The organism is Haloarcula sp. Atlit-7R (assembly GCF_003666065.1).
Taxonomy (GTDB): Archaea; Halobacteriota; Halobacteria; order Halobacteriales; family Haloarculaceae; genus Haloarcula; species Haloarcula taiwanensis.
In genome coordinates this window covers 40077-63455 of sequence record NZ_QXIK01000008.1, presented here as the reverse complement: position 1 = coordinate 63455, position 23379 = coordinate 40077, and the positions used below count along the sequence as shown (strand labels likewise).

At 55.5% G+C, this 23379-nt stretch carries 14 protein-coding genes; all 14 read left to right on the top strand.

Features of this window, described 5'->3' with window-relative positions; genetic code table 11:
- Positions 1-29 precede the first annotated feature (29 nt).
- The 14 genes from D3D01_RS15845 (at position 30) to D3D01_RS15775 (ending at position 22510) form a co-directional block, all read left to right on the top strand.
- Entirely contained in the window at positions 30-1352 is a 1323-nt protein-coding gene (locus D3D01_RS15845; protein ID WP_121512863.1) for a hypothetical protein, read from the top strand.
- Positions 1349-3991 (top strand): VirB4 family type IV secretion system protein, encoded by a 2643-nt coding sequence (locus D3D01_RS15840; protein WP_121512862.1) that lies wholly within the window; start codon positions 1349-1351, stop codon positions 3989-3991. The genes D3D01_RS15845 and D3D01_RS15840 overlap by 4 nt, the downstream gene beginning before the upstream one ends.
- Before the next feature lie 83 nt (positions 3992-4074).
- Complete coding sequence (locus tag D3D01_RS15835) at positions 4075-9447, top strand: hypothetical protein (protein WP_147439919.1); 5373 nt, start codon at positions 4075-4077, stop codon at positions 9445-9447.
- 1 nt (position 9448) lies between these two features.
- Complete coding sequence (locus D3D01_RS15830) at positions 9449-10357, top strand: hypothetical protein (protein WP_121512860.1); 909 nt, start codon at positions 9449-9451, stop codon at positions 10355-10357.
- 10 nt (positions 10358-10367) lie between these two features.
- Complete coding sequence (locus D3D01_RS15825) at positions 10368-11933, top strand: primase-associated protein (protein WP_121512859.1); 1566 nt, start codon at positions 10368-10370, stop codon at positions 11931-11933.
- A 1957-nt stretch (positions 11934-13890) separates the two neighbouring features.
- Complete coding sequence (locus D3D01_RS15820; RefSeq protein WP_121512858.1) at positions 13891-14127, top strand: hypothetical protein; 237 nt, start codon at positions 13891-13893, stop codon at positions 14125-14127.
- Between the two features lie 115 nt (positions 14128-14242).
- On the top strand, positions 14243-14434 hold the full coding sequence (locus D3D01_RS15815) for a hypothetical protein (protein ID WP_121512857.1): 192 nt from the start codon (positions 14243-14245) through the stop codon (positions 14432-14434).
- Between the two features lie 550 nt (positions 14435-14984).
- The gene (locus D3D01_RS15810; RefSeq protein WP_199725409.1) at positions 14985-16652 is read left to right on the top strand and encodes a hypothetical protein; all 1668 of its coding nucleotides are present in this window, start codon (positions 14985-14987) and stop codon (positions 16650-16652) included.
- 278 nt (positions 16653-16930) lie between these two features.
- The gene (locus tag D3D01_RS15805) at positions 16931-17398 is read left to right on the top strand and encodes a hypothetical protein (protein ID WP_121512856.1); all 468 of its coding nucleotides are present in this window, start codon (positions 16931-16933) and stop codon (positions 17396-17398) included.
- A gap of 225 nt (positions 17399-17623) precedes the next feature.
- Positions 17624-18604 carry a replication factor A gene (locus tag D3D01_RS15800; RefSeq protein WP_121512855.1) on the top strand — a complete coding sequence of 327 codons (981 nt, stop codon included), beginning with the start codon at positions 17624-17626 and terminating at the stop codon, positions 18602-18604.
- A 277-nt stretch (positions 18605-18881) separates the two neighbouring features.
- Positions 18882-19625, top strand: a complete 744-nt coding sequence (locus D3D01_RS15795; RefSeq protein ID WP_121512854.1) for a DNA-binding protein — start codon at positions 18882-18884, stop codon at positions 19623-19625.
- Positions 19626-19893: 268 nt separating this feature from the next.
- Positions 19894-20307, top strand: coding sequence for a DUF4326 domain-containing protein (locus tag D3D01_RS15790; RefSeq protein ID WP_121512853.1), 414 nt, complete (start codon positions 19894-19896; stop codon positions 20305-20307).
- Positions 20308-21844: 1537 nt separating this feature from the next.
- Positions 21845-22054, top strand: a complete 210-nt coding sequence (locus tag D3D01_RS15780) for a hypothetical protein (protein ID WP_121512851.1) — start codon at positions 21845-21847, stop codon at positions 22052-22054.
- Between the two features lie 18 nt (positions 22055-22072).
- Positions 22073-22510, top strand: a complete 438-nt coding sequence (locus tag D3D01_RS15775; RefSeq protein ID WP_121512850.1) for a hypothetical protein — start codon at positions 22073-22075, stop codon at positions 22508-22510.
- The last annotated feature ends 869 nt before the right edge of the window (positions 22511-23379 follow it).

The following is a 23379-nucleotide window of genomic DNA, read 5'->3' as shown; positions in this document are numbered from 1 at the left end:
AAGTAACCAACTCAAAACAACATCATACAATGAACCTAAGCACAATCGACTCGCTCGATAAGCCCGACAAAATAACCTTCCTCGGTTGGCAAACTAGCTTCGAGACCGCTGATATCGCTGTGGGACTCGGTCTCCCACTAATGGTATTTCTCTTCTTGACGATCAACGACGTCTCAGTTATGTTCACCGCGCCGATTGTACTATTCGTCGCGACATGCTCACTGACTCTCATCTTCGCCGCGCCTAGCTATCTTAACGTGAGCGAATATCTCTCGACACTCCGTTTTTACTTCAAGCGGAAAGGGGTAGTTGATAATACCTCTACAGAATCAGTTCCTGACGACATTGAAGATGGGCTGCTAAGAGAGTTCAAGGCAGACGAGACGACCCGGGAAATGACCCAAATAAAGCGGTTCTATCCTAATGCACACGTAGTTGAGCGAACGGATGGAAATTACCTCGCTGCCCTCAGGATTGAAGCCCCGAATAGAGACTTTGACAGCGCCGATGACTTTGCCTCGCTGGCTATGGACATCGGAGAACAGGCGAACAAGAATGTTGACTTTTATTTCCAGTTCTATGTGACTACGCGGCCATTTCCGATAGAAGACTACATTAGCGAATTAGAGGCGAGGTTAGATGATGAAGATATCCAGACAAAACCCATTATGGAGGCGATCCTGAAAGAAAAGATTGAGCGCCGGCCAGAGGACCTCAAGCAGCGGGGGACTGAAATACCACACTATTACCTCATCTGCAAGGTATCGCCGAGGGACATAAACATCGAGAAATCAGGAACCAAGTCCCCGATAGAGAGGATGGTCGACATTCCTGTTATCGGGTTCTTCTTCGAGATACTGACGAACATTCGTTCCGAAGTTGAAGACCATCAGCGTGAGGTACGGATGCTGCAACAAGTGCGTCGAAAAGTCTCGAAATTGGATAACGCATGCGTTCAGTCTCATGGAGAGTTCGAATCTCGGCCAGTCTCTTCAGCTGAGTACTCTGAAATCATGCACTCCTTCTGGACCGGCGAAAATCGGGCCAGTCCCGAGATCCGTCAGCAGGGTGCGGTGACTGGCGTAACAGATATTCCCGAGGTGAAAGAGCATCTCAAATCACGAACATCGGACGGTGACGCAGAAGAGCAAAAGACTGAGGCTGTCACCGAAGTAGAACAACCCGAAGATTGGACAGGTACATCGGGTTCGGATGACCCGAACTACGGCAATGGGGGGTCATCTGACAGTAACGGTGACCCGTCTCAGGAGGAGGGGGCGAATGCGCCCATCTCAGAAGACCCGCTAGAATTCAACCACGAAGATAATCATACCAACGGTGATGATGAATGAACCTACTGACTATCCTTCAAAGTAACAGCCTTCCGGCTATTCCTGCCAGATGGTGGAACCTACTCTTTGAACCGCTTCCGGTGGTGTCTGAGACGTGTACTAGTACAGCCTGCTCAATCCCCGAGATTGGGGCTGTCCTCTACCTGCTCGTCATCGTCGGGATGTTCAAAGTTTCGTCGACGGTTGTATCCAGGAGCAACCTTGGCAGTAGTGCTGATACCGACCCTGTGCCGGATGATGCCTTCGAGTCAGATGATGATGATGGCGGTGCAGTTTCAGCTGTGCAGGAGGCAAAGCAGGCCGCTATTGATGAATCGCAATCGGAAGCCGGCGGTGGAAATGCATCCGAAGAGTCTGAAGCGACAGCAAATGCTGAGACCGATGAAATCCCCGCTGGTGCTGGGCTTGACGACGTTTCGGAACTCCACCAGCGAACCCTGGCCCCAGGAGGAATTGACAGGGGGTTCTACGACGCCCGTGTTGGACATCAGTATCGGCGAGTCCTCTTCGCTGAAGGATGGCCAGATACGCTGACTACACGTCCGCTGGAGCACATCTTTTCGGACCCGACTCTCCAGTTCGACATGAGCATCCACTTCCAGCCGCAGAATCGGAGGTCGGCCATTCGAGATGCTGAACGTCGGGCCGACGATCTCCGTGCAGCAGCCTCCATCCAGAGCGAAAGCGCGGGGTCCGGGTCGACCTATGCAGCGAGCGACAAGGAAGCCGAAGCACAGAACATGGAACAGATTCGAGAAGCGCTGAAAGAAGGGTCCCGTCCCTTTAAGACCTCGATGTACGTCTCAATCCGGGCAGACGATGAGGAGAGCCTTGAGCAGCAGGAAGAGCAACTCGTGACGAAAATGCGGGACAGTCCCGGTGAAATTAGCCTGACCACGATACGTGGGAGGCAGATGCAGGCACTTCAATCGGTGTCGCCCATCGGCAAAGACGTCCTCCGGAAAGAAGGAGAACTTGATGTCTCACAAGTCCTCCTTGGAGGGGGCGTCGGGTCACTCCTGGGGTCAATGAACGTCTCAAGTGAGCTCAATCCCAATGGCATAGAAATAGGAGAGCACGTCGGGAACGGAATGCCACTAATCCGGGACCCGTTCGACTCAGAGACCAACTACAATCAAGTCATTATCGGAGACAGTGGCGGGGGGAAATCGTACGACGTGAAGTTGCAGGCACTCCGTGAAGCGTCGAGAACCGACGACAAAATGATTGTGATGCTGGACCCGCTGGGGGGGTTCCACGGGGTCGCAGAAGCCCTCAAAGCACAGCATGTAGTTGTCGGTGGTGACCGAGGTCTCAACCCCCTCGAAATTCAGAAGCCTCCACAAGACGCAATTGACCGAATTGGGGAGGCATTTGACCCACTCAGCAACAAGTACGTCTCTGCTCTGAGTTTCTTCGATAACTACTTCAGAGCGCAAGGGTTCCAAGACGGACTCGGAGAGAAACGAGTCATCCTCAATGACGCGCTCGTGGAGACCTACCGTCGAAAGGGTATCACCCACAACGTTGAGACTCACTCAAAGGAGAGCCCGACCATCCGTGACCTGCGGGAAGTGCTGGGTCACATGGCGAATAACCCTGGGGAATTTGATCCTGCTAACGAACAGCAAAAAGAAGTCATTGCAGAGCAAGCAGGAAAACTACACACGTACCTGAAACCCTTCGTCTCCGGCCAGTACCAGAATCTCGGGAAGCAGTCGGAGATGGACATCAAAGACGAGGACTTCATCTACGTCGACCTCGAGCAGCAGGAGTCCTCGAAAGGTGGTGGGTCTGGCCTAATGATGCAGCTGCTCTTCCAGATCATCTACGAACGGGCCAAAGCATCCGAGAAGGAAGTCATATTCATCATCGACGAAGCTCAGTATATGCTGCAAGATGATGCTTCTCTAGAATTCCTCTCACAGCGGGTCCGTCACGCTCGGCACTTCGATATGTCTATCAGATTCGCTACCCAGAACGTCAAAGACTTCATGAGGACTGACGAAGCAACTGACATTATTAACAACAGTTATCTCACTATCTTCCACAGAACCCGTGAAATCCACGAGTTCAAAGACGAACTCAACCTATCCGATACACACGCTAACTTCATCCAAGACCTACGGACTGGTGAAAATTACGACCACAGTCACGCACTATTCCAAATCAACCAGAATGAGTATCCAGTCAAAATACAAGCACTTCCAGCCGAAGACGAGGTAGTCAGTTTCGACCCTGACAAACAGAACCGGGATGAGCTGCCAGGACTCCGCGAATTATCCCAAGAATCTGAACTTGTCCATAATATACGTGCGTATCTAAACGAGTGGAAAGAAGAAGCGTACGAGCACTCGACACTAACCAATCCTGCAGTTCCTGGCGAAGAGTTCACTGGATCTGTCCGAACGCTCGACGAGGAACAGCAACAAGCGCTTGAAGCAATCGGCTGGGAATATCTAGTTGAAGCAATCCCACGGATTAACAATGGAGAAGACCCCGAAAAAGTCCTCGCAGAGTATCTGGATAAGAAGATTATAGATATCCTGCGGGTCTCCGACCACGAACGAGTTGTCGAACGCAGCGCCGAGATGAAAAACCAAACCGTCGCTACTGACGGCGGTGATAATTTAGAATAACCCACGGTGTTCGGTAGCCCGCGCACCACTCAGTCCCAACACGCAACTAAAAACCAAATCCTACTCACAAACGTCCTTCAATAATGTCCTACGACGTCAAACCAGAGTCCGGAGCAGGAATACGACCATTCTACAAAATTACTCCATCGACAGCATCAGAAGGCACCTCAGACATTGATAAACACCTGACAAGCCTTGCTGACCTAAAGAAAACTGTCGAAAAATCAGGGGTCGGGCGAGCCATCAGCGATGCAATTCCAGGGGTGCCAACCCCCGAAAAGAAAGAGCCCGTTACATTCGAATTTGTTGCCCTCTCTAAAGGCGAAAATGAAGCAGTGGAACTGTACTACTCCGCCGACGGGAAGCACGATACCCTCAAAATGCGGCTCAAGTCTGTCTACCCGTCATCCTTCGATATTGAAAAAGTACATCTTGATCTTGGCCACAACCTCATCGAGCCAATTCCAATCAGCATCGACGAATTCAAGGCTAGGCTAAAAGCGGACCAGTTGTACCGAGATAAAGAAGAGTATCTGGACATCATAAACCGGCACGGCGAAATTGATAATGAAGAGAGTACGCCAACCGTCACAGGGGTTCAAGCGGTCGCTGCTATCAACTTGGACGAAGCCCTCGATGACAACAGCGAAGAAACTGATGGCGAAGCCACCGAAAAACTGAGCGACAATCTGCCATGGTTTGACCGAAAAACTACGCAGAATCTCCGTGATAAACTGGGTGTTGAACCGGAAACGTACAATGACAGTGCAGACCACTTCATCCAATCGAAAGGCCGTATCCACGCCTCTACTGGTTCTCCCGAATCTGACTTAGATGGGGAGACAAACTCTCCCGAGTCAACAGAGGGGGAGCGTTCGAAGTCTACTGACCCATTTGCCGCACAGTCTGCTTCCGAAGAGGCGAGTGAGAACAAGAGTGACAACCAGTGGGCTGAATCAGAAAATTCCGGTGAGTCCGTAGAATCTGACGAAGATATCTCTACCGACGGGGGGACCAAAGGCTCGATGGACGGTGCAGATACCAGCACAACATCGTCTACCGACTCCCCAGAAGACTCTGAAGATAAGCCGAGTAGTGACAATAACAGTACTGGGGAAACCGCCTCTGCAGCTGCAATGGAAGATGAAACCGATGATCAATTTTCTTTGGGGGACGGGGACCGGAGTGAGACCAGCACGGATGAAGACGATGACCGGGCAGTCTATGAAGACAGTGACAAAATCTATCCACTGCGGATTGTCATCGAAGATGAGGACTTCACTGGAGTAGTCAAACTAAATCACCCCGACACAATCCCAGAAAACGAACCGCTGGTTACGCTGGATGGGCCGACGCTGACGGAGGACGGAGAGATACTCGTTCGGCCCAGCGTAGAATATACCGAACCTAATGCTACCCGTTGGTACGGTCAAGAAGAGACATCAAAGGACTGGATGACAACTCTCGATACCGCAACAGAATCCAATCCAGAATACGATTCTGAAAATCATGATGAAGATGTTAGCTCACCAGAAGCGCTCCAAACGCTATTCACTCATCTTGAGGAGGCCGTTGACCCAACAGCATATCAAGTCGTATTCGAATCTAAACCAGACTGGGATAAACAAGCACAGCGGAGGAAGAAAAATATCCGGTCGGGGGAATTCGACGAACCTTGGCTGGAAAAATACGTCCTCGGTGGCTACGAGACAGGCGAAGACAGAGACCTGAAAGCCTACGAGTATCGGCGGATCAAGCTCATTGAGAACAAACGGCCCAAGGAAACATTTGATATCAACATTCGGGCTATCTCCCTTGCCCCGAAATCGGACTTTTCGAACGACGCAAGTGACCCCACGGAGCCGCCGGGAGAAAAACAAGAACGCATCCGTGAAACGATGCAGTCCCTCACACCGCTACTGGACCCCCTTGACGGGGTTTATTACGGAATCACAGGGGAAGTAGCCGCAAAAGGGGACAATGGGATGGGCATCAATCCGACCGCTGATGAAGTCGTGACTAACTTCTTTGAGCGAAATATCGTCAGAACCGAAGATCGCCGTGGCACGTTCACATCACTGAACCTCTGGAATGACCCGAAACAGCATCCAGAAATCGTCGTCAACGGACGTGAATTAGGCGAACTAATCATCATTCCAAGCGGAGAAGACATGGACAGCGACGTGTTCCGATCTACCGGGACACGCGACGAAGACATTGAGCCTCTCCGTCGGCCCCGGCCAGCAATCCACAAAGGGTTCTCTGACGGGATGGCACTCGGCTATGCATACGACGAGAACGGTATCCCTGAAGACGATCCAACCTGTCTCCCAGAAGAGAAGCTAACAAATCACTGGGCACTCTTCGGAGCGTCCGGGTCAGGGAAAACCGTCAACACGATATCCATGCTGCTCTCGGCTCACGCAAACACCAGTGGGCCGACGATACTCGTGGACCCCAAGCAGGGGAACATGGTCGAAAACTACTGCAAATCTCACCTAGCTCGGTTTGGCAACCTCCGAGACGTGAAAGTGTTTGACGTCCCAAAAACACTCCCAGCAATCCCCTTCTTCGATATCCGCCCACACCTCCATGAAGGGATGAATCGCGACGACGCAATCCAACAAAAGGTGGACGAGTTCCATATGGTCATGGAGATGATTGACAGTAATTATTCCACCGCGTACGTCGCCAAGACCGTCCTCGGGGCGCTCATCAAAGCACAATTCGACGCAAAGTACGGTGACAGTCACTACACCTTAGACGACCTGTACTCGCTCGCTGTTGACCTCTACGCCAATCAGAACCTCCCTCGAGTCTCACATCAACCACAGGTTGAGCATATCCTGAGCAACCAACTGCATAACAGTGAGCAAGATTTCAAAAACACCATGCAGGCGGTCATCAACCGCCTGGACGACCTGCAGGAAGACATCAACCTCTACCGCCTATTCAATCAAAATCCAGAATGGGACGACGAAAACGGGACCTACAAATTCAACCGGATGACAAAAGAAAAGTACAAAGAGGCGGAAGAAAACGACAACGTCGACATCGAAGACGTCGACCCGCCAAAAAGTGCTCTTGACTTCCGGGAATACCTCGATACGGATACGATATTCCTCTTCGACACTGGCAACTTCGTCAGAGACGAGTCCCAGCAGGCATTCAGCATGTATATCCTATCTGCGCTCTGGGGAGCGGTCAGAGCCCGTTACAACGACCGGGACTCACACGAAGAAATCGAACACACTGTCAAAGTCGTCATCGACGAATCAGCCCCCATCGTTTCAACCGAACTTGTCACGAATACCCTGATTCCAGAAGGTCGAGAATTTGGCCTCTCGTTGGGGATGATTATGCAATTCCCCGGGCAGGTCGCCAACCACGGAGTCGAAGGGAGCTTCGACGAACTGAAAAACAACGTCCAGTCCAAAATATACGGCCACATCGATCCGGACAGAGCAATCGCTGACTCACTTATCCACGGTAAGAAAGACGCCAGCGCCATCAAGAACAAAATACGACGACTCCGGGGCGGTGAGTGGATTGTCGACCTACCAGAACCAGAATTCGGCGTCGACGTGCCACCGCCATTCTCGCTCAAATCACTGGAAATTCCCGAAGGCCACCCCGAAGGGGAAAGGCCATTCAACGACTCTGAACGTGAACTATTCTATGAGAGGTATAGCACTCGAAAATCAGGCACCCAGAACCGGTACGGCTTCACCCGCCCCGACCCAGAAGACCTCGACGACGACGGAGAGGTTACAGAGTTAAATACCGGTTCAGACATCGGTTCCGATGATTCCGAACCTGAGGAACCCGAAGAATCCGAAACATCCACCCCTGAAGCGGAAACCGAAGATGCTGACTCCATATCAGGGTTCACTGATGGAATGTTCGGTGAAACGTCCACAAGTGGCGATGCAATTGCGTCTACTGAATCGGGTCCAGTCTCGCAATCAGATACGGCACTGACTGATGCCTCCGACCAATCTGATAGAGTAGCAGACGGGTCCTCAAACGCAGGAGCTAGTCCGAGTGAAATATCAGCGAACACCAACGGAAGTGGGGATTCAGACCAGCTATTCGAAGATATATCTCCCTTCCCAGCGACCGAAATAAATGATATCCTTAGCAGCAACGATATGACGAGTCCCAGTGGTGTCCAAGCCGCGGCATTCGACGTTGAATCAAAGTACGGCGCTGACACCGAAGAATTCCACCGCGCCCTAGTAACGCTCTCTAACCAAGCGGAGGCCTACGGAACCCATGTCACACCTGCTGAGCTGTGGGAAGCATTTAAGCACAGCGGAGGGGGCGGCACGGATAGCGACACCCAATCAACAGACGTTAGTGACGTCGACGGGCCGCAACAGGAAGGCAGCGTGAATGCAAACGAGTTCACTGACCACAGTAAGTTTGCGTCGTCTAACAGCGATAGTGACAACGAAGAGAGCATGTCTGAACCCGAAACTGAAGATGAAATAATGACGAATCAAGAATCAGTAGAAGTTGACAGTACTGTTGAACAGCCCATTCCCGAATCGGACGAAGATGATACCAGTAGCGAGGATGCCGGCAGTTCAGAAGGGCTTGATACCAATCTCAATATATCGGGAGAAGTAGTGAAGCAAGCAGAAGAAGCAGCTGAAAAAATCGAGTCCGAATCTGATTCTCAGGACCATACCCAATCTCCGGCAGATGTTTCGCTTGAATCTCCAATTCGAAAGAATGGGTCGCTTCTTAGCCGAGAAGAGCGCGAGGAACTCGGGCTAAGCAGAGACGACGTCAAATTCATGTCACTCGTTGCCGACGCATTTCGAGATGCCTTGGAAGGGTACGAGCTTACTGACTCGATGAACAATTTCGATGAGCGAGCGGGTGAACCAGACCTAGAAAAACTCCAAGATGAGGGGTATATCGACCCAGCAACTGTGCTGCGTCAAAAGTACTACTCGCTTACCCGGGACGGGTGGCGGCTAATCAACAATGGCGTCCCCGGCAACAAGTTCGGTGACCACATGGAGAAGATCGGTCACAGAGTGGGTGTTTTCCTACTCTCAAGAGCGCTCTCAGAACTTCCTGGAGTCACTATTTCCGAGTATGAGGAGCACGACGGCGAAACGTATGATGTGATTGGATACAACGAGGACGGTAGTATTCAGTTCGTAGGCGAAGTTGAGACTCAAAGCAATAACAAAGGCGCAGTCGTTGACGACTACCAGAAGTTAGCGGCTGCCCCTGGAGAAGCGGTCTGGGCCTCCCCAAGTCACTCTACACTTGAGGAAGTGTGGAACACTCTTGTAGACCAGGGCGTGGTAGAACCAGCCAACAGGACGACAGATAGGGCGCAGTTCTTACAGAAATATTTGGATGAAAATGAAGAAGATGGTATTCACAAGGTCTGGACCTACTCTCAATTAGAAGAGAAACTCAAAGGGGGGACATAAGATGGCTTGGAAAAATGCCACCGTCGAGCAGTTGAAAGAGTATTATTATAGCGAATTCCCTGAGAGAATCTCAGATATTCCTGAGTTTATTCGAGGGTCTAAATCAAAGCAAATAGGAATCGCATTTCCCGAAGCTCACCCAGTTGAGGGAGAGCAAGTCCCGGCGAAAGATTTTGTTCGGCGTCCACTCTTCGATAACGGCGAGGCCTACCAGAACAACTACATAGACCAGTGGCGGGGAGAAAATGGCATCGTCAAATTTGTGCAATCACCTGGGAGCAACGATCCGATAGAGGGCAAACACGCCCTTGCATCACCAGCACTCATTGACCAGCCCTCTATTCCTGAGGCTGTATATTATGCCGTTGATTTCTACGACCGCAATTGGGCGCTAGTAGTAGATATTGACGCGAAAGACGTTGCACTTGAATGGGCGAAACAGCAACTGACCACGGTACAGAATAAAACTAACGAGGAAATCAAACGAGAAACTGGCGTCTTTGAGGCGGCCCCAGAAGGCTACCCATACAGATTTGACGACATTGACAGATCCATTGAATACGGCTTTGAGGTGAAAGAATTCTTCCGCGATAACCTCGGTAGCACAGCTACTCAGGCTGTTTATTCTGGCCAGGGCTGTCACGTATATCTCTATGACGAGGACTCAATGTACCGATACGGGGAGCAAAATCGCGAGCTGATCACCCACCACCTGATTCACGAATTGGGTATCCCTATCGACAAGCCAGTTACTACTGACCCGTCCAGGGTGATGCGACTTCCTTACTCCCTCCACGCAGACGTCTCTCGGGTGGTCACACCAATCTCCAGCCCAGACTTCGACTACCGCAAGGAAGCCAAGCCCCAGTTCCTGACTGACGCCGACGCGCCGCTGAACGACTCACAGTAGCCCCAAACCAATGCAAGTTGACTCATACAAGAAGGCGTGGGAAGTACTCGCCTTCGCCGACGAGCACTCGAACAGCGAACTCAAACAGGTCCTTGATCGAGGCTTCAAGGAGTACGCCGAAGGGGGCGGCGAAGAAGACCTCATCGAAGACGTCGACACAATTTGCGAGTGGGCATTCAACCCCACAATTCGAACCAAACGATTCGATGAACCCAAGCTCAAAGTCCCAGGTGTCCTTGCAGTCTTGAGTACACTAGCCAGTTGCGCCATCCGCAAACACGAATATCTCGAAAACGCTCCCCCTGAAAAAATCCAGCTGATTCAGCATGTGCAGTACATGCATACGAATTTATTAATGACCATGATGGGGCAATTTGATCCAGACTGGTTCCTTCATATTGGCGATAGACTATACGAAAAAGAGTTGGACCAGGCGCGGCCTCATCCCGCCTGTGGAGCCACTGCAATCGTCTTGCACGAAGATGCCGACCCGGAGTTCGACAAGTTCTTCGAGATCCCCATGGTCGCCGCAACCGAGCGCTGCAAGGCCCGCTTCCACGGGGGCAGTTGGGGCGGTCGATATGGGCCCGAAGACAACGAAGCCGTCGGTGAAACCCACTATCATATTCGTGATAATAACATCTACGTCCCCATCGAACACGCCGAAGCGCTTCTCTGGGAACGACAAAGTAACGCGTTTGAAGCACTCATCGAGTTCGGGTGGGAAGCCATCGACCACGACGAAATTCAGACCATCTTCAACGAGAGCAAGAACATCCAACCGGAGATTGAAGACTTGTTAAAACACGGAGATAAAGACCAACTCTGGACCGACTGGGACCCCCAGGAAAATCTGCTTCGACTCGTCCGAAATGCGGCCAACCAGGTCGACGATCTGGACCCAACCGAGTACAACAAAGCCCGAGTCTACTACGATGCGATAGAAGATTACGGGGCTAATGGCTTTGGAGAAAGCAGCGCAAAAGAGAGGATCAAAAGTGTCCGTTCCCTCGCTAATAGCCTAGCCACCATCGCTGATTCTGCCGACTACAAACAGGTAGATGTGCGGCGGTATGACGACCGCCGGAACTCCGAATATGCGGTTGGGTCGAACGGTAGTGGGAAACAAATCACCCTCGATTCGCTGGATGATATCTTCGAATTACCGTGTTTCAAAAATATGGTGGAAGCGTTAAAATTAGAGAATAGTGGGCCGGTGAGAAAGGACCTGTATAACTTTGTTCGAATGGTGTACTGGCTGGAAGGATATCACAACTTACCCGAGCAACAGAGGGAAGATGCCGTGGTTGATGACATCCACGATCTCTTTGAAAGTAAGTGGGACTGGTACGACCGTGAAACCACTGATTATCAGGCTCGTTATGAATTGCGGAACGGCGATATCAATGGGAATACTCCATTTCCGATGCATTGCGACAACCCCGATATGCAATCTCACTGCATCGGGAAGCATGCCTGTCCGTACTCGATCTACGGGAGCCTTCCTTTCCCTCAAGAGATGTACGACCAGCTCGAAGACAATGAACGGGGCGGGCAGCAACGGTTGTCTGATTAAGATTATCTGTGTTAATTTAACCAGTTTAATTTTCGGATAGTATATGGGCTTCGCGTGTAGACCAGTCTATGATATTGCTACTTTCCCTGGCCTTCTTCCCAGTTATATTAGGATTCTAAGATAATAGCCTGTGAGTGTGGCTAAGGAAGTAATCCCATGATACAGCACCGTTACTCACGGATGGCGGGAATCTCGAGTCTTCTTCTTACTACCCACACCGATTTCTAGTCCCGAAAATGCGATTAGACGTAAGTATGAGTATCTTGCAGCATTTTTTCACCCACAACGCTCGTCAAATCAATTCAAGGATGGCTAAAGTGCTATATTCATCCGTTTACACTCTTCTGACGGGCTTACACTCTTTTTCGAGGGGGTTGCGAATTCCTGGGTGGCAATCTCCAAACTGTAAATCCCGAATCGGCTGAAATCACCCGTTTACACTCTTCTGACGGGCTTACACTCTTCTTGACCGGCGAAATCACTTCGGGAATACCGCTCTACGTGCAGAATTATGCCGTTCACACTCTTCTACACCGAAATTTCCCTCAACGGTAAACCGGCAAAACAGTTTACACACTTGGTTACGAGTTCAAAATGAGTTATAGATGCTATAAACGGATTTGCATAGTTTACACTCTATGTCTACCTGGGGGTATTTGTCCAAAGAAAGAGGGGGGTAGACGGGTAAACAGAGGTGAAGCCGGGCACCGCCGGCAGCGGGCTTCAAACGAGCGCGGATCTGGTGGCCCCCCAGGGGTGGCGATATATCAGGAACGCTAGAGAGAACGAAGCCGGTGGACAGCCGGGAAGCGGGGACCCGCACATGGCCCACAAGAGAGTCTCGATGGTGGGCCAACCCAGGTGGGGTCCGGGTGGGATGAGACGACGTCGACGACAGTAGGTGGACAGGGAGATCGGTGATGGTGAAACGGCAATGTGCAGTGACGGCGCCGTAGGTGGAGACAGTGAGAGTGTGTACAGGAGTACCGGGGCAACCAGTGGGGATAGTGGGAGTGCCATGGGGACAGACGTGCGTGTGACAACTCTTAGCGAGACGTGGTTTTTTCACGAATCTGATACAGGGTAATCACGGCTCGCAGCCGACGAAAGCCCCTCGGGTGAAGCAGGAGGAACGCCCCTCGATGAACGACCACTGTCGCCCCCTGGAGACACGGCGTGCCCGAGTGGGTGTTCGTGACTGCGATGACGGTGACCCAGACCTCGAAAGCCCTCGGTCGCTCGACCGATCATTCCGGGGCCCGCGCTGCGCGCCTCACTCGCCAGCTCGTTGCGGTGCTTGCGGGGCCCGGGACGGACCGAGCGACCTCGCCCTTTCAGTCCAGCCAGGCCGGACCGCACCCGCGACTGCAACGGCACCGCAACCGCGACAGCACCACCACCGCGACAGCACTGCAACCGCCACCGCGACGACGACCGCAACGCCACCGCGACCCCGACCGCACCAGCCCAGCAACCGCACCTGCTACAGCGACCGCAACCGCCTCTGTAGTGCAAGCCACAGGAATGTAGATGAACGGACAGGAAAACGCAAAAAATTTTGCGCCGGCGGGGACAGAACCAGGATTCAAGATATATACGGAACCTGATACGTGGCGGGTCACGGTAGTCAGGGAGTGATTCTGCAGAAGGGGTTATACACGACCCTCAGTCAACTGAAGGTTTCAACCGATGACCAAGACAGAATCACCAAACAGTCGGAGCGGAAGTCACAGTGAAACGTCGCGATATTCAGCAGAATCGCTGGAGTAGACACATATGAAAAGTAACCTGTTCAGATACGTGCTCGTCGCTTGCATCGCGTTCCTCTGCCTCACGTGGACCGGCGCAGTCCTGGGAGGGCTGCTGGCATGACGGACGAAATCGTCGCCGGAATCACCACGACCCTCAACGCGCTGCTGGGAGCAATTCAAGAGTTCGTCTGCGGAGGTGTCCTCGCATGACGCACCCATCGCCACTGCACACGCTCCGGGGCTACGTCGAGGTCGTCCACTCCCCGACCGGCGAGCTTGGGGTCGGGGGCTACTCCAACACCAACGTCGACGAGCTCAAGCAGCGAAGCACCGGGGTCGTTACCAACATGAAGCGAGTGCGCGATATTGCACGTCGCTTCCACAACTGGGACGTGCCGAGCGAGGCCGACCTCCGCCGCGAAGCAATGCGGGGTGGGCGGTAGTGCCTGGCCGTCCGGAGCGGTGTCTGCGAGACGACTGCGATGCCGAGGTCACCGACATCTCGCTGGGGACCTCCTCGAGGGTCGGCAGTCGGTCGCGACCAGAGCCGGTCGCCGAATGCAGTGCCGGGCACTCGACGCCAGTGGGGGCGAACTGACGATGGCCCGGGACGCCCCGACCAGCTGTGTTCGAGACGACTGCGAGGCCGACGTCGACAAAGTGACGATGGAGGATGTGTCGGTCGGACGGATGGCGCCACACACAGAACCTGTCGCCCACTGCGAGGATGGGCACTCGATGACCTTCTAACTCGGCCCGCCGGCGCCTTTTTTTGCCATCTCGATGAACAGTGGTCACTTCAGTGGTCTATTCTGATCGCGCCAGTGACGGGGCGCGATCACCTCCGCCCCACCCTCCGCTCCGGGGCTTCCGTTGCGGCGGCCTCGAGCATGCGGCGCTGACGCGCCGGTCTCGTCGACCGCCGGACGGGTCCGCGCAGCCACGACCTTGACCGCAACCGCTACCGCGACAGCACAACCCCGCACCGCAACAGCTACAGCACCGACCGCACTGCTCAGCGCAGCCCCGCACCACCCCGCTACAGCGACCGCCACCGCTCCACACAGCACCGCACCGGCACCGCCCAGCACCAACTCTGTAGTGCAAGCCCACAGTATGTTGAACGAGAGACATAAAAACGGAAAAAATTCAGTAAGCGGGCTAACATAACGCTCCTCCCCCCCATTGGACTGCATTATACACGGCCCCAGGTAGGGGTGAGGGCTGACGAAGATGAAGGCGTCGGGGGAGAGAGGAGAGCGAGACGTGGTCGGTCAGTTCTCAGTCTGGTGTTCCAACGATGAGTGATTACAACTCCAACAGCGACAGTGGCAAAGTCACGATTACCGATGCGAACAAAGCGCGACACGGATACGCGGACGAGAGCGACATCGCCAAGCGGAAACACGGACTCGACACCCCGGAGCCGAACGAGAACCCGGTCCGTGAGCAGGCAGAAGTCCCGAGCGAGAAGCCGACGATGGCCCTGGGCACTCAAATCGAGAACCAGGACGAACTGATGGCGGAGGTCCAGACCGAGGAGGGACAGGACTTCGAGACGGCTGACGACACGGTTGAGATGGTCGGGAGCAACAGTGCGTCGTTCAAGGCCGACCGGGACGTCCGGTGGGGGTCCGCGGAAGGGTTGGACCGGAGCGCGTACGACACCAAGTCGGACGCCGAGGTTGCTGAAAACCTTGGACTGGCGCATCTCCCCGAGGCCGACCAGTCGGACAAGGAGCCGATTCCGGAGCTCGTTGACCGACGTGCCGGCGAGGACCTCGCGGCCTACGAGAAACGTGTGGGTGAGGAGGCTGACCACGCCCGGATGGACAACGAGGCACGAGCTATCGCGGAACCCCGCGAGGCGACCACGGTGGAGGAGTCCTCGGCAGAATCCTCGTTCGAGACTGCGAAGTACACCGCAGCGTGGGTCACGGAGGACGGCAGTTCCGACGAGGAGCGCGAGATGAGCCCGACCCGGGAGCGGGCGGAGAGCGCGCGAGTCGCGGCGGCGAAGGTGGCGGCACAGCCGGAGGTCCCCCCGGAGCCCGAGCACGAGCAGGCTGGCCAGTTGGACCGCGACCTGGCGGGGTTCGAGGAGCGAGCCAAACTCGCTGCTGGCCTGAAGCCGACCGAGTCGTGGTCGCCCATCGAGCGAATCGGTGAGGAAATCGTCGAACTCGGCCGGTCGGTTGAGGACATCGCGGAGAAGGTCGGTATCACGGAGAAGCAGGCACTCATCCTGCTTGCGGAAATGCGGCTGAAGTCAGACAGCGCCCTCGACGCAGCGATGAAGGCTGTCGAGCAGGCGTCGTCGTACTTCAAGGTCGCACCGACGCCCATCGAGGAGGTGCATCCTCGACAGTACACGACGACGGTCGAAGGGACGGTCACCCGGCTGTTCACTCCCATGAACGCCAGCGAGTACCAAGTCGCCCACGTCGAAGACCGGTTCAGTGGGGAGATGTTCAAGTTCATTGTCCACGAACGGACGCGGTTCTCTCGCTCGTGGACGGAATGGAACGGCGACATCGTGACGGACCTGCACGAGGGTGACGAAATCCGAATCATCGACGGCAAACCCCACTACTCGCCGGGTCGAGGGATTAACACGAAAATCCACGCCTCACAGTGGACGGTCATCCAGAAACGAGAGCGGGGGGATGGAAAGTACGTCAGCCGCCATGCACCCCGAGACCGAGTCATCTCGGAGAAGGACTGGGAAGTCGAGGGTGAACTGGACGAGCCGGCCGTCAAGTCCCCGAAGGCGTACAACATCAAGCAGTCCACGCTGGACCAGCGGCGGGCGAAAACCCCCAACGGGGCAGAGCAGGACAGCGAGTTCGAGCGCCGGGCCACTGCCGACCCGACGCTGGTCCAGTGGGCGTACCCCGCCTCGTGGGTCCCCGAGGAGCACAAGCACCACTACGAAATCGAGACGAGCAGCGAGGCCAGTTCCGAGTAGCGACGCTCGGGGGCTTTTTTTTTGGTCGCGTGATGAACGTCTGTCGCCTGTGTGTACGCCAGCCGGGCCGCGGCGACGGGCGGCCCGGCTCCTCCGCCCCTCCCTCCGCTCCGGGGCTTCCGTTGCGGCGGCCGCGAGCGTGCGGCGCTGACGCGCCGATCTCGTCGACCGCCGGACGGGTCCGCGCAGCCACGACCTTGTCCGCAGTCCCGCTCGGGAGGAGCCAGCGGGACCCTGTTGATAGCGGCCGATATTTAGCGTGTCAGCGAAATCGAGACATGTGTAGTACCAAGACAGAGACCGATTCACCAACCGGAATCTCCGCTGAAGAGTGGGCAGATGAACACGACGTCGACATGCAGCACTTGCTCGCGCTGTTCGAGCGGTTGGACGGACTTCGGGGAGGGTGGGAGGTTTGGTTTTATCGGAACCCTCACCTCAACGCCGGCGAGCGTCAGCCTGTCCTCACAGTTGAGCACGCTTTGTTCGATGACTACACTGCTGTCTGTCTGGATGCAAGTCGGGAAGCTCCGGCGGGCGACTACAAGATTGTCGTCCCGACGGCAACGGATATCTTCACTCACGAGGAGGATATCACAGTCGAAGAGGGTCTCGTCGCAGTCGCAAATCACGCGAATCGTCATCTAGAGCATGCAAAGCCTGACCCACTTCGGGAGACACTCGCGTCCTATGCCCGGGGTGCCTACGAACGGTTGGGACAGGTCACCGTCGCAATCAGCGGTTGACCGGCGATGATCGTCCCGCAGCGATATTCAGTGAAATAGCCTATATGAGGGCCATGAAGGAATCAGTCGTCGTCGCGACCAGCAGAGCAACGCGGCGACAGCAGTGTCCATGGTCCGCCTGGCGTGGGGTTGCTTGCACGTCAGCGACGCGTCCGGCAGCGATATTCAGTGACCAAGCAGGAATAGGGAGAAGGGAAGAGAGAAGCCCTCACCCACACACGAACCATGTCCAGCATTGACTACACCACGGCAGCCGAATCGCTCGCAACCGAACTCGAAAACGAAGGCGTCGACGCCGACGTTGGCCAGCTCGAAGAGGACATCCGAACCAACGCGACCGAATACGGACTCGGTCTCGAAGAGGCAGTCCGGACGGTCGCAAACAACCGTCTTCCCTCGGACGGAGACATCAATCCGTTCGCAGGGAGCAGTGACGACCCCGTCATCTCGCTGGCTGACCTCGAAGAAGAGCACGAGGCCGCCGACGACGGCGAGGCTGCCTGGGTCACCATCGAAGCGGCACAGGTGATGAGCACGTGGGTTCCCGACCACGACTCGATTCATCAGAAGGCTGAAATCGCAGACGAAACTGCACGCACTGTCGTCACGGTGTGGAACGGTGACGGCCAGCCTACCTTCGAGGAGGGGGACGTGGTCCGTCTCGAAAACGTCCCGACGGACGAGTACCAGGGTCGCTACTCCGTCAACATCGCCCCCGGACAGTCGGTCGTCGAACAGACTGACGCTGAAATCTCCCCGGCAGACGACACGGAGTCGGTTTCGGGGCGAGTCGTCCGGGTGCAGGACGGGCTCATCAAGCGATGTAGTGCAGAGGACTGCTCGCGAACGCTTCGGAACGGGCGCTGTAGCGAACACGGGGACGTGGACGGAGACTACGACCTCCGGCTGAAGGTCACTCTCGACGACGGCGTGGAAACCCACGAAATCAACTTCAACCGAGAGGCCGTCGAGGACCTCATGGACACCACCCTGGAAGAGCAGAAGGGAATCGCCCAAGACGAACTGGATTCCGACATCCCTGGCGAGAACATGGCCGAAGAGCTACTCACTGGCCACATGATGGTCGAGGGCCCGGAGATGTACGGGTACATCCTCGCAGAGGAGTTCGGCCACATCAGCGGTGTCGATGCCGATGCCGTCAACGAGGCCCTGGTGGAGGCCCGCGAGGCACGCCCGGCTCTGTAGACTGACCACTCCGCGTCTTTTTTTGTCGAATCGGTGACCCGCAGCACTCGGTGACTGGTGAAGCCTTCCGCAGCGATATTCAGTGGAGTAGCATATATGAGGGACATGACGGAACAGGTCGGTCGGAACGGTCAGACCGACAGCCGGTGTCCACTCACTGCACTGCTTGGTCCCGTCGCGAACAGCGCGATATTCAGTGACCAGAGCAGTCATGAGGGGGATGAGGGAAGCAGACGAGCGTCCCGACAGTCCCGATAAAACTTCGGTGTTACTACCAATGGCAAACTCACGACAACCCGCGAAGCGCGTACTGGCTCCTGAACTCACCTCGGCTCACCTGCAGGTCGAAGGCGAGGTGGATGACGACGAGGACGATGGGGATACCAACCCTCCGAACTTCCTCGTTCTCCCCAGTGGTGTCGGTGCAAACCGTGTCCTCATGGTCGGCGTCGCCACTGAAATCGAAGACGTGGGGCAGGATGATGAGTACCTCCGACTCCGGTGTTCGGACCCGAACGGCAACGTCTTCTACACCTACGCTGGTCAGTACAGCAAGGGCCCCAAGGCCACGATTGCTGCCCTCGAAGTCCCCTCGCGTGTCGCCGTCATCGGGAAGCCAAAAACCTACGAACAGGAGGGTGAAGTGTTCGTCTCCCTGAACCCCGAAACCGTCCACGAAATCTCCGAAGAGGAGTACGACGACATGGTCGTCGAGGCCGCCGAGGCTACGGTCGAACGATTCACCAGCGACCAGGAAGACCAGAAGTTCGAGGAGCTAGCCCAGAGTGCTCACACGGACGAGAAGCGGCTGGAAGTCTACGACCGCTGCGTGGAGGTCCTCGAAGCCGTCCACGAAGGCATGGCCGATGCCCCTGCCGATGACACGTTCTCCGAAGACGAGCTCGAGCAGAAAGGCTACGACGAACTCCGGTCGCTCGCCTCGGAGTTCGACGGCATCTCCGGGAATGCCGCCGCTGACGACATCGTCACTGCGCTCACTGACGAACCCCGGCCTGCCTAACACGCGCCGGAACACCAGGCGTCTTTTTTTGGCAGCCACGGGCAGCTGCTGATACCTCCCGTCGCCTGGTCTCGCCACAGTCGGGCCGCGGCGACTGGCGGCCCGACTCCATCCACACCACCCACCTCCCCACCCTCCGCTCCGGGGCTTCCGTTGCGGCGGCCTCGAGCATGCGGCGCTGACGCGCCGATCTCGTCGACCGCCGGACGGGTCCGCGCAGCCACAACCTTGACCACAACCGCCGCCCCGGCAGAGCCCGATATTTAGTATGAGAAGCATCAATAGGGCTAGTAAAATGAGTGTCACTGATTCAGATACGCGAGTAGGGCACTGTCAAAAGGATGATTGCGACGTCTACATCGGCAGGGGAAACGGCCAGCGCTCAATGAAGGATGGGGAAATCGGAGAGCGCGGATGGATCGGCAATCCATTCGTCCCAGAAAAGAACGCACGCCAAGCCCACCATGATGCCGAGTCGATAACCGTCGTGGGGTCGCTCGAAGAATCCGTCGCGAAGTTCGCCGTGGCGATGAAAGCCCGGCTGGAGGCTGACCCCGAATTCCGCTCAGCGGTTGCCGAACTAGCAGGACAAAACCTCGGCTGTTTCTGCCAACGGCTCGACGAAGATAAGCCCGCCTGCCACGGAGAAGTGGTTGCCCACTACGCAGAGCAACTGGCATAACATGAGTTGCTACTGTTCCCGGCAGGGAGTCACCGTCCAACCTGCCAACTACGAACTTCCTGTTGAGTCCAACGGCTCCCCACTCGTCATTTTCGGCTCGCGGGATTACGCTTCTCAGCCTGGGTCCGTTCGGGACCGTGCTGAGCGTGTTCTTGCTGAGGTCTCGTCCCGGGGGGTAGAGGAACCGGATTACATCATCTCTGGCGGAGCCGATGGAGCTGATGCAGTTGCTGAGGCTGTCTCGATGCTACTCGGTGTCCCGATGGTCGTCTTCTCAGTCGGTGAGCCGTCTGAGCCCACTATCTTTCGTCGCGAACAAGCCGATAACCAGTGGATCATTGAAGCCGTCACCTCCTACAGTGGCGGCAGGGATGATCCTCGGTCCGGACGGGGGGCTTACCTCACTCGGAACTGCCTCATGGCCGAAGTAACCGCAAACGCGGGCGGGGCTGGGTTTGCTATTTATAACGGCGACTCATCCGGCACTGGGCATATGCTCGATAGTTGCCGCGCTCATGGTGTCGACACTATCGAAATCTGGCGATACGATACTGCCAGCAAAACACGGTAAGTACTGTATCCCTGAAACGGGAGTTCTCTCAGACGGCCATATTTTCGTTCTGAGCGGTTTCTCACTCTAGCCGGGCTACCTATCTCGTTCACGCCGACAGTAGAAGCAGTACCCCCTCCGGCTGCAGAAACACGCCCCTCTCGAAATCCGGAGACCATTACTGAATAGATGAGTGTATATTCTATCTACTTGCCAGAAATGTTGCTGATACTACAGTCCTAACACCTGCACGACTGTCATTGTCGGGAGCTCGCTCTGAATAGTGGCAACTCCTCCATCGGGTTCCCTCAGTTACTCGCTGAGAATCACGCCAACAGTACCCAAGATTTCTGCCCGAGTGTGTGTTAACTGCGGACCCCACCTGTTGGTATTCGGGTGGCCGTGCGATTACAGAGGCTGTCGCCGGGCCGCCGGCGACAAAGAATAGCATGACACCAAGGATACACCTTAATCAGGACCGGAACGGTCGCATCGCTTGTGACAACTGTCGCTCCCGAAACACCGAAATCGTCCGGACCTCTCATACCGGGACCACTCACGAGATTGAGTGTCACGACTGCGGACACGAGATGACCAAGTACTCCGGTCCGGAGTGTCCCCGCTGCGGGAGCCACAATACCCAAATGAGGACTGTAGGGGCTGCTCCCCATCGTAGCCACGGGGTCAGTTGCCGGGAATGTGGTCTTTCACCTTAGAACAGTGAGTTGGAAGCATCTGCATCGGGAGGAGGCACAGTCCACCGACCACGATGCCGAGGTACACGAACTCCGTTCTGTGGCACCACCGTGCAGCGAATGTGGCGTCGAACCAGCTGCTCCAGGCTCAGAGTTCTGCCCGGACTGTCAACGAGAAAGCGATTCGGAGCGGAAACGATGAACGCCTGTGCGGTGTGGCCACAGTCGATACTAGCAGTGGAACAGGTAGAACGTACCGCAGCGATATTCAGTCATAGGGCCGGAGTGAGACATGTTCGAACAGACCGAACAGAGCGTGAGTCGAGTTGCACAGCAGTCCGAACTCCCCGCAGAGCCACAGGCCCGTGACGCCGACGGACAGGTCATCCTCGAAGACCAGGACGACATGGACGCCCTCGCCGATGAACGCTTTTTCGAAGCAGAGGAGCAGGGTCCAACGGGGGCAGTGAGCACTCGATTCCAATTCCCGGACCAGGGATAACCGCCTCTCCAACCACCAATGTCATCCACTCCCCACTCGACGCAAGGCGGCCAGACGGTTCTCACCAGTGACCAAGACATCAACACTCGGTCCTGTTCACCTCCCTCTGTCGCGACGTTCAAGGAGGCACTCGATTACGGTATCGAAGACAACATCGACAGTATCGAAGCAGTTGCAGAGTACGTCGCACTGCAGCACCCCAACTTCGACCTGTTCCCGGCACTCCCATCGGTCTTCCAGGTGCAGTTCCTCGGCCAAGTTCTCACTCGCGACGGTGACCAAATCGTTCAGAAATCAGAGTTCGAAGTTCGATACGGTGACCGCTCTGTCCAACAGATTCTGGGGACAGTAACCCTCGAACGGAGGTACGATAGCCTTGACGCATCTCGAAGCCGGTCAGTCGTCGATGAAGCCGTCGACGCAACAGTGGAGTACCGAGAAACCACGACGCCCTGAATGGCGCATCTGGCCTCTTTTTATGGCATGCGCTATCGTTTGAACTCCATACACCCCATCACTCGTGTCTACCAGCCGATCCAAGCACCCCCACACGGTGGTCGCGGCGGCGAATAGGGAGTCATCTCCGAGCGACTCTCAATACTAACCCATCTTCGATAGGAAGCCCGGCAGCTCTCCGGGCTGACGGTGGGGTTTGGCAGTCCAATTGCGCTACTACACACCGCTATCCGCAAGCCTGACTGCCATGATGCGTATTCAGCCCTCGGGCTTACCCGAGGGCTTCAGAGAAGTGAGTCGAACCAAGAACTGCATTCGCCGGAATCTCCAGTGTGCCTACCGACGGCATCTGGCCGGCCACCGTAGCTCCGCTCCCTTCGAGAACTCACTCAGTACACCAGCACAGAACATGAGCGAATCAAAGATTCGCGGGGTCGGACGCGGTCCACCCCGCTCGCACCACAAAGTCGCTCCAGAAGACCGGAACCACAACCACGCCTCCTTTCAGCAGGAAGTGTGGGAGTCCAAGAACTGGGCAGGTGCCCCTGAAGCCCTCAGTTGGAACACCGAAGCGGATGGGAGGTACAACTCCCTTCCACCCCACCAGAAGATCAACACGAATCCCGATCCCCACCCTCTCCCCCATTCCCCACATCAATCCGCCCCGCCCCTGGGAGCCGGGCGGCCATCTCCCGCGATGCTCTTCCTACAGGGCAACAAGATACTGCGGAATCCCAACCTAGCTGTATTCCGCAATCGGTGGTGGAACCGCACTGCCAGAAGTTGGAGATATAACCGCTACTAGGCCCCAGGGTCTTTTTTTATGCTATACCGGTTCAGTGGGACCACGCTCCGGTTACGACCGCATC

Bases quoted from the DNA above. Each gene is read 5' to 3' on its own strand.
- D3D01_RS15845 (WP_121512863.1), top strand. From the start codon at position 30: ATGAACCTAAGCACAATCGACTCGCTCGATAAGCCCGACAAAATAACC.
- D3D01_RS15840 (WP_121512862.1), top strand. From the start codon at position 1,349: ATGAACCTACTGACTATCCTTCAAAGTAACAGCCTTCCGGCTATTCCT.
- D3D01_RS15835 (WP_147439919.1), top strand. From the start codon at position 4,075: ATGTCCTACGACGTCAAACCAGAGTCCGGAGCAGGAATACGACCATTC.
- D3D01_RS15830 (WP_121512860.1), top strand. From the start codon at position 9,449: ATGGCTTGGAAAAATGCCACCGTCGAGCAGTTGAAAGAGTATTATTAT.
- D3D01_RS15825 (WP_121512859.1), top strand. From the start codon at position 10,368: ATGCAAGTTGACTCATACAAGAAGGCGTGGGAAGTACTCGCCTTCGCC.
- D3D01_RS15820 (WP_121512858.1), top strand. From the start codon at position 13,891: ATGACGCACCCATCGCCACTGCACACGCTCCGGGGCTACGTCGAGGTC.
- D3D01_RS15815 (WP_121512857.1), top strand. From the start codon at position 14,243: ATGCAGTGCCGGGCACTCGACGCCAGTGGGGGCGAACTGACGATGGCC.
- D3D01_RS15810 (WP_199725409.1), top strand. From the start codon at position 14,985: ATGAGTGATTACAACTCCAACAGCGACAGTGGCAAAGTCACGATTACC.
- D3D01_RS15805 (WP_121512856.1), top strand. From the start codon at position 16,931: ATGTGTAGTACCAAGACAGAGACCGATTCACCAACCGGAATCTCCGCT.
- D3D01_RS15800 (WP_121512855.1), top strand. From the start codon at position 17,624: ATGTCCAGCATTGACTACACCACGGCAGCCGAATCGCTCGCAACCGAA.
- D3D01_RS15795 (WP_121512854.1), top strand. From the start codon at position 18,882: ATGGCAAACTCACGACAACCCGCGAAGCGCGTACTGGCTCCTGAACTC.
- D3D01_RS15790 (WP_121512853.1), top strand. From the start codon at position 19,894: ATGAGAAGCATCAATAGGGCTAGTAAAATGAGTGTCACTGATTCAGAT.
- D3D01_RS15780 (WP_121512851.1), top strand. From the start codon at position 21,845: ATGTTCGAACAGACCGAACAGAGCGTGAGTCGAGTTGCACAGCAGTCC.
- D3D01_RS15775 (WP_121512850.1), top strand. From the start codon at position 22,073: ATGTCATCCACTCCCCACTCGACGCAAGGCGGCCAGACGGTTCTCACC.